Genomic DNA, 6162 nt, shown 5'->3' with positions numbered 1-6162 from the left:
ACCTTGGAAAATACCTCTGGGAAACAGCCGTCAAGCGCCATAATGTAGAGGTAGCGGGAGGCGCCGCCCGTACAGGGTATCATGGTGGAGAAGTCGCCACCGAGCGTAACTGCCAGACACAACAGTATGACAGGGAAGCCCACGATGCCCGCGGCCTTCATTCCGTCAATGAACGGGGAATCAGAGGTGATCAGGGTACCCAGAGAATCAAGGGGCGTGATGCCGACCAGGAAGAACTGCCATAGGGAATTAACGGCAAAGACAATGAACGGAGAGATTGTCAGCGCGCGAGGAATGTTAATCTGTGGAAATTTTACCTCGGCCCCCATGCCGGCGACGGTTTCAAAGCCGGCAAAGCACCACCAGACCATGACGATGAGCTTTGCGAACGCTGTAAACTCCGTGGGAAGCCCGCCGAAGACGGACACGTAGTTGGCGAGGTTAATATTTTTCAATTCCATGAGGAACCAGAGCGTGGATGCTCCCCAGAAGAAATACATAAACGCGTTTTGAACGCGCCCCGAGAATTCTATGCCAAGATAATTGATGATGGTGAATAGGAGCATGAGGGCGCAGGCTGAAACACGCGGATCGATTACCGTTTCAAGTCCCATGGCCCAGAGGAGCTGGTTAAGATAATTTGCAAAGGCCAGCGCCTCTCCACCTGCAATGCCTATCTGAGCAAGCGTGTAGTGCCAGGAGCAGAAGATAGCGACCGGCCAGTTGATGGCACGCTTCGCATAGGCGTAGGTGCCACCCGCCAGGGGTAGAGTTGCACCGAGCTCACCGTATATCATCGAAGGCCAGATAACGAGCAGGAGCGAGATAATCGATGCGACGATGATTGAACTGCCGGCTATGCCGACCTGGGATGAGCCGACGGTGAACAGTCCGACACCGATGACAGCGCCTCCCGTGATTGTCACACATTCCGGCAGCCCCAGTTCACGGACCAGGCTTTTTTCCTGGACTTTTTCCGCCGTGATATCCGAACTCATAGTGTGTACCTCCCCACTGGCTATCTCTTAATGTACTTCTTAAGGACTTTAAGAAACTCCCTGCAGTCGTCGGGATAGATTGCGCCCATGTTTGCGACTTGGAACATATTCATTGCAAGGTACTTTCCCTTACCGGGGTAGACGGTGTAACCGTCGGAGGCAAGGCAGGTGATGAACTTTGCAAGATCCATGCCCTCGGGGAGAAAAACGCTGGTCACGGTATTGGACATCTGCTCGTCTGGAAGCAAGAACTTGAGCCCCATCTCGTGCATGCCGTCGCGCAGTATTTTTGCGCACTCTTTATAGCGGGCGATGCGACCATCCAGCGTCTCTCGAGTAAGTGCCCAGTCGAGTGCTGCATCCAGCGCCCAAAACAGCGTGACGTTCGGCGTGTTCGGCGTTTGGTTACACTTCTTCATCATTTGATAGTGCTTGCCGAGGTTGAGATAGACAGTTTTGCCCATCTCTGGCGTAATCGACGCCATGAGCTCCTCTTTGCCGCACACGTAAGCCGAGCCCGGGAACGCACCAAGGCACTTGCCGCCCACGGACGTGCAGAGGTCAATGTTGTTCTTCACAACTTCGATATGTTCTCCAGATGCCGCACTGACGCAGTCTACGAAGTAGCGCCTGCCGCATCTCTTGGCGATCTGGCCGACTTGGTGAACGGGGTTGATCATGCCCGTGCTTGTCTCGTGGAACACCATGCATATCCATTTGATCTTATCGTTTGCTGCGACAGCCTTCTCTATCTGCGCAATATCCGGCACATTCCCCCAGCCTGTCTCAATGCGCGTCGTTGGAATCTTGTACTTGCTGAGTATCTCGAACAAGCGGCCGCCGAACTCTCCGTTGTCGATCAGAAGTGCTTCATCGCCAGGATTAAAAACGGAGGACAGGCAGAGTTCGTTAGCTGCAGTACCCGATCCTGAGACAACGACCGAGCAATAGCTTTCATCTCCCTCGAACAGGGTCACAATTTTTTTCTGAATATCTGCGTAGAGTTTTTCGAACTCAGGACTTCTGTGGCAAATGTCGGCGTGGAGCAGGGACTGACGGACGGGGTCCTCGACCATAACCGGGCCGGGACTGAACAGCATCATTTTCATAATTGCATCCTCTCCTTTTTGGTATCATGACTTTCACAAGAGCTCTTGGAGAAAGCCCAGGTGCTCTAAAATGCAACAACATTTCTGTCCCAAGTGCCGAAATTCCAATATCCCCCTAAAACTGGCTACCAATGCCTGTACAGACAGCTTTTATGACAAAACGAGTTTATTATATTCACTTCATCGCGAAAAAGCAACATGGTAGCTATTTTTCAAATCTTCAAGTTAAGATGCGAAAGTATACCTTCGAAGACAGAGATGGGAAAATTTTAATTTGCCTATTGCATTTGGTTTGACAATCTGGCGGGCAAACCTGTGCAAACTCATAAGCCCGCCCCAGACTACCCTGGAAGCGATCTTTCAGAAAAAAATGGACACCCTGGCTCAGAGCAGGGTGTCTCAAGGATGACTTTCTTTCTGGTTATCGAGTTCAGCTTCAACATTTTTCCTCACCGGCCGCCCTCCCGCGCCGCAAGCCAATTTCGGGCGCTGCAGGTCCATTTCTCGATCTCCGCCGCGCTGCGAAGCGGGCCCTCGTTCATGCCCGGACAACGGCGGGCTCCGGCGTCCCACGCCGCGCGCGACTGGAGGAGCTCCGGCCAGAAGGGGAAGGACCGGCACTGTTCGGGCCGCACTGCGTAGATGAGGCACCGCGCGCTCCCGGCATCGTAGAAGACGCAGTGGCCGTTTGACCGCTCGGCGAAGCTGGGGCTTCCCCACCGCATCGTGACGAAGCGGCGCTTGAAGTCCGAGGGGTCGATGCCGAGGAACTCCACGACGGCGCGCCCCTCTTCCTCGGAAAAGAAAACCGCTCCGGGCCCCCAGCGGCAGCAGCGGCCGCACCCAAGGCAATCAAAGCGAAGGCCCTCGCTCCACCAGGGCAGGGCCTCACGCGCGGGCGTCAAAGGAGACGGGGGCCTCCGCGTCCCCGGCGCCCTGCTCCCCGCCGTCCGGTCGCTCCCGCCCCCGTTCCGCGGCGACGCGCTCGATCATGCTGTCGTAGAGCATCTTCCACAGGCCCGCGCCTCCCGACCTCTCCACCAGTTCGTCGCAGGCCATCTCCAGCGAAAGGTCCTCCATCTGCTTCCAGGGCCGGTCCTTCGAGCCGGAGAAGGAGCGCGCCGTGTTCCGCATCTCCTTCCACAGCTTCGCCCACAGGATGGACTCGAACTGCTGGCAGGACTCCCTGAGCCGCCCGGCCTCCTTCGACCTGTGGACCTCCGGATCGACCTCCGTCCTCCGCGCGCGGCCCGCGCGGGAGGCGCTCGCCCGCAGGGCGTCGATCGTCATCTCCCCGTCCCCTCCTACATGTTCACCAGCTGGCCGTGCAGCGCGCCGGCTTTGTCGATCGCCTGAAGGATCGTGATGATGTCCCGCGGCGTCGCCCCTATGGCGTTCAGCACGCGCACCATGTCGCGGACCGTCGTGGTGGCCGGCATCGCGATCATGCTGGCCCCGTCCTCGTTCACCGTGATGTCCGTCCGGATTTCAACGCGCGTCTCTCCGCCGCTGAACGCCTCCGGCTGCACGACGTTCGGGTCGTCCTTCACGGACACGGTCAGGTTCCCGTGCGCCACCGCCACTGAGCTGATGCGCACGTTGCCGCCCATCACCACCGTCCCCGTCCTCTCGTTCACGGCCACCCTGGCCGCCATGTCTGGCGTGATCTCAAGCCTCTCCACGTTCGCGAGGAAGGCCGTGGGAGCCGCCAGGTATTGCCCGGGAAGGTTGACGACCACCCGCCCCGCGTCCACGGGGGACGCGATGGCCCCGAACTTCTGGTTGATCGCGTCGGCGACGCGCTGAGCCGTGGTGAAATCCGGGTCGCGCAGGAGGAGCGCCATCTGCCCCCCCAGGGTGAAGTCCGTGGGGACGTCCCTCTCCACGATCGCCCCGCTGGGGACGCGCCCCACCGTGGGGACGTTCTTCGTCGTCGAAGCAGAGCTTCCGTCCGCCGCCCATCCCCCCACCAGCACGGAGCCCTGGGCCACCGCATAAACGTTGCCATCCGCAGCGTGAAGAGGGGCCTGTATCAGGGTCCCTCCCTGAAGGCTCTGAGCGTTGCCGATGGCGTTGACGCTCACGTCGATCCTCTGCCCCGGACGCGCGTAGGGCGGCAGGGTCGCCGTCAGCGAAACCACCGCGACGTTTCGGGTCTTTACCTCGTTCGGGGCCAGCGTCACGCCAAAGTTGCGCATCATGTTCCGCATCATGTGGGTCGTCATGGCGGAGTTGTCACCCGTCCCCCGCAGGCCCGTCACCAGCCCGACCCCCGTCAGCTGGTTGTCCCGTGCGCCCTCGATATCCGCGATGTCCTTGATGCGGACCCTGGGGTGCAGTTTGGTGAAGTCCATGTCCTGAAGGTTGACGGAGGCCGCCGCCCCCGCGGCCTGCAGGCCGACGAGGAGGCACGCCAAGACGAAACCGAGAGCTCGAAAGCGCTTCATTCGTCGCTTCTCCTTAGAACACGGCCTGCAGGATCTGCGAGATGATCCCCGGCTTCTGGGTGCGGGCGATGGCGCCGCGCCCCTTGACCGCCAGCTCCGCGTTGGCCACGAGAGAGCTGTTGATCTGGTTGTCGCTGTTGACGTCCTGGGGGCGGATGACGCCCACCAGCTGAATTTGCAAAGTTTCCTCGCTCGTGCGGACGTCGCGCGTCCCCTCGATGACCAGGTTCCCGTTCGGCAGTACCTCGGTCACAAGACAGGCCACCGTGGCCGTGGCGTGGTGCTTCCGCTCGAAGGAGCCGTCGCCGGCGCTGCTGTTCTTGCTGGTCAGGGAGAGAGCCCGAATGAACTTCAGGATGCCCGTCCCGTCGCTGACGGAATTGCTGGAGGATTTCTTGAGGTCCATCGTCGCCTCGTCCTTGGCGTTCGTCCTCTCGTTCACCAGAACGGTCACCACGTCCCCCACTCGCCCCGGTCGCACGTCAACGATCCAGTTCGTCCGGTCGTCCCACAGCGAAGCGGCACCCGCCGCCCCGGCAAGGAACGTCCCCCCAAGGGCGCAGAGCGCAAGGGCCGTGAGCGCAACGACCCTCCCCTGCCTAAAGCAAATCTTCATGGGACCGTCACCTCCACCGTGTTTTCATCGATGATTCGCGCTTCCAAAACCGTGGTCTTCCGGTCCGTCCGCCGCACGCGGACCACGTCACCCGGCTCGCCGTCGTCCAGAAGCACGCCCTCCGCCGTCGCCGTGAGGCCGGCCAGTCGGGCCACCACCTTCACCGGCCGTCCCTTCCTGACGAGGGTCGGAGAGGTCAGGAGCTCCAGAAGGACGGGCTCCCCCTGGTTCAGGGTCCGGCTCGGGATGAAGCCCAAGACCTGCTCTGCCCGCTCGGCGTAGACGCCCGGACGGGCGATCTGCACCCGGCGCATCATGAGGTCCTGCCGCCGGATCGGCCGCCCCCTCTGAAGGGTTCGCGCCGCGACCTGAACGTCCTGATGCCAGGTCATCCGCACGGCCAACGAACGCAGCCGCCCCGCCTTGTCTTGAAACCGCAGAGTCGCCGCAGGCGTCCCCGGCACCATCAAGGCCGGCGCCACGAGGCGTCCCTCCGGGACTGGGCCCGAAGCAACGACCTCCACCGTGCCGCCCCACCCTGCCAGTGATTTTATCATAGATGACAGGGAAACGTCAGAGCGGAGCGCTGGGGTGACCTGCGCTCCAGAACCTTCGGTGGCCGAAGGTTCCACCCGCACCACGGCGGGCATGGTGAGCTCCACCCGAACGCCCTCAAGCCCGCTGGCCCGGATGGCCTGGAGCACCTGCTCCCGCGTGAGGGCCCCGCCCTCCCCGGACAGGAGCAGGGCGGACAGAACCTCCTTCGCGTCCCGCGGTCCCTCGATCTCAGCCACCTCCCCCAGCGTGAACGCGCTGTCCGCCGTGTGGAGGACGGGGGGAAGGGTGACGCGCACGCTGAGGGTCGGGGCCCCCTGCGCTTCGGGGACGAACAGGGCGAGGCAGAGGAGGAGCAGGGCCGAAAGACGGCCCCAAGACGCCGTCCGGATAAAAAAAAGGCGGAGAAACCTCCGCCCTGAAGGACAGGACACGGT

At 61.2% G+C, this 6162-nt stretch carries 7 protein-coding genes; all 7 read right to left on the bottom strand.

Going from position 1 to position 6162, the window contains the following annotated elements; translation table 11 throughout:
• Positions 1 to 998: APC family permease (locus tag ACO41U_RS05660; protein ID WP_485942265.1), on the bottom strand; the 998-nt coding region annotated here is incomplete at its 3' end.
• 20 nt (positions 999 to 1018) lie between these two features.
• On the bottom strand, positions 1019 to 2107 hold the full coding sequence (locus ACO41U_RS05655) for a pyridoxal-phosphate-dependent aminotransferase family protein (RefSeq protein ID WP_485942263.1): 1089 nt from the start codon (positions 2105 to 2107) through the stop codon (positions 1019 to 1021).
• A gap of 449 nt (positions 2108 to 2556) precedes the next feature.
• Positions 2557 to 3012, bottom strand: coding sequence for a YkgJ family cysteine cluster protein (locus ACO41U_RS05650; RefSeq protein WP_485942261.1), 456 nt, complete (start codon positions 3010 to 3012; stop codon positions 2557 to 2559).
• A complete protein-coding gene (locus tag ACO41U_RS05645; RefSeq protein WP_485942259.1) occupies positions 2996 to 3397 on the bottom strand; it encodes a hypothetical protein in 402 nt (133 codons plus the stop codon). The genes ACO41U_RS05650 and ACO41U_RS05645 overlap by 17 nt, the downstream gene beginning before the upstream one ends.
• A gap of 14 nt (positions 3398 to 3411) precedes the next feature.
• Complete coding sequence (locus ACO41U_RS05640) at positions 3412 to 4554, bottom strand: flagellar basal body P-ring protein FlgI (protein ID WP_485942257.1); 1143 nt, start codon at positions 4552 to 4554, stop codon at positions 3412 to 3414.
• 13 nt (positions 4555 to 4567) lie between these two features.
• Entirely contained in the window at positions 4568 to 5170 is a 603-nt protein-coding gene (locus ACO41U_RS05635) for a flagellar basal body L-ring protein FlgH (protein WP_298777901.1), read from the bottom strand.
• Positions 5167 to 6159: a flagellar basal body P-ring formation chaperone FlgA gene (gene flgA / locus ACO41U_RS05630; RefSeq protein ID WP_485942255.1), complete on the bottom strand. Its 993-nt coding sequence runs from the start codon at positions 6157 to 6159 to the stop codon at positions 5167 to 5169. Before flgA ends, ACO41U_RS05635 begins: the two co-directional genes overlap by 4 nt.
• Positions 6160 to 6162 lie beyond the last annotated feature (3 nt).

The sequence above is a fragment of the Fretibacterium sp. genome (genome assembly GCF_057312375.1).
The sequence above is the reverse complement of the archived record's forward strand: the minus strand, read 5'-3'. Positions and strand labels throughout refer to the sequence as shown.

Coding starts and splice junctions, on each gene's coding strand:
- ACO41U_RS05645 (WP_485942259.1), bottom strand. CDS start 3,397: ATGACGATCGACGCCCTGCGGGCGAGCGCCTCCCGCGCGGGCCGCGCG.
- ACO41U_RS05640 (WP_485942257.1), bottom strand. CDS start 4,554: ATGAAGCGCTTTCGAGCTCTCGGTTTCGTCTTGGCGTGCCTCCTCGTC.
- ACO41U_RS05635 (WP_298777901.1), bottom strand. CDS start 5,170: ATGAAGATTTGCTTTAGGCAGGGGAGGGTCGTTGCGCTCACGGCCCTT.
- ACO41U_RS05655 (WP_485942263.1), bottom strand. CDS start 2,107: ATGAAAATGATGCTGTTCAGTCCCGGCCCGGTTATGGTCGAGGACCCC.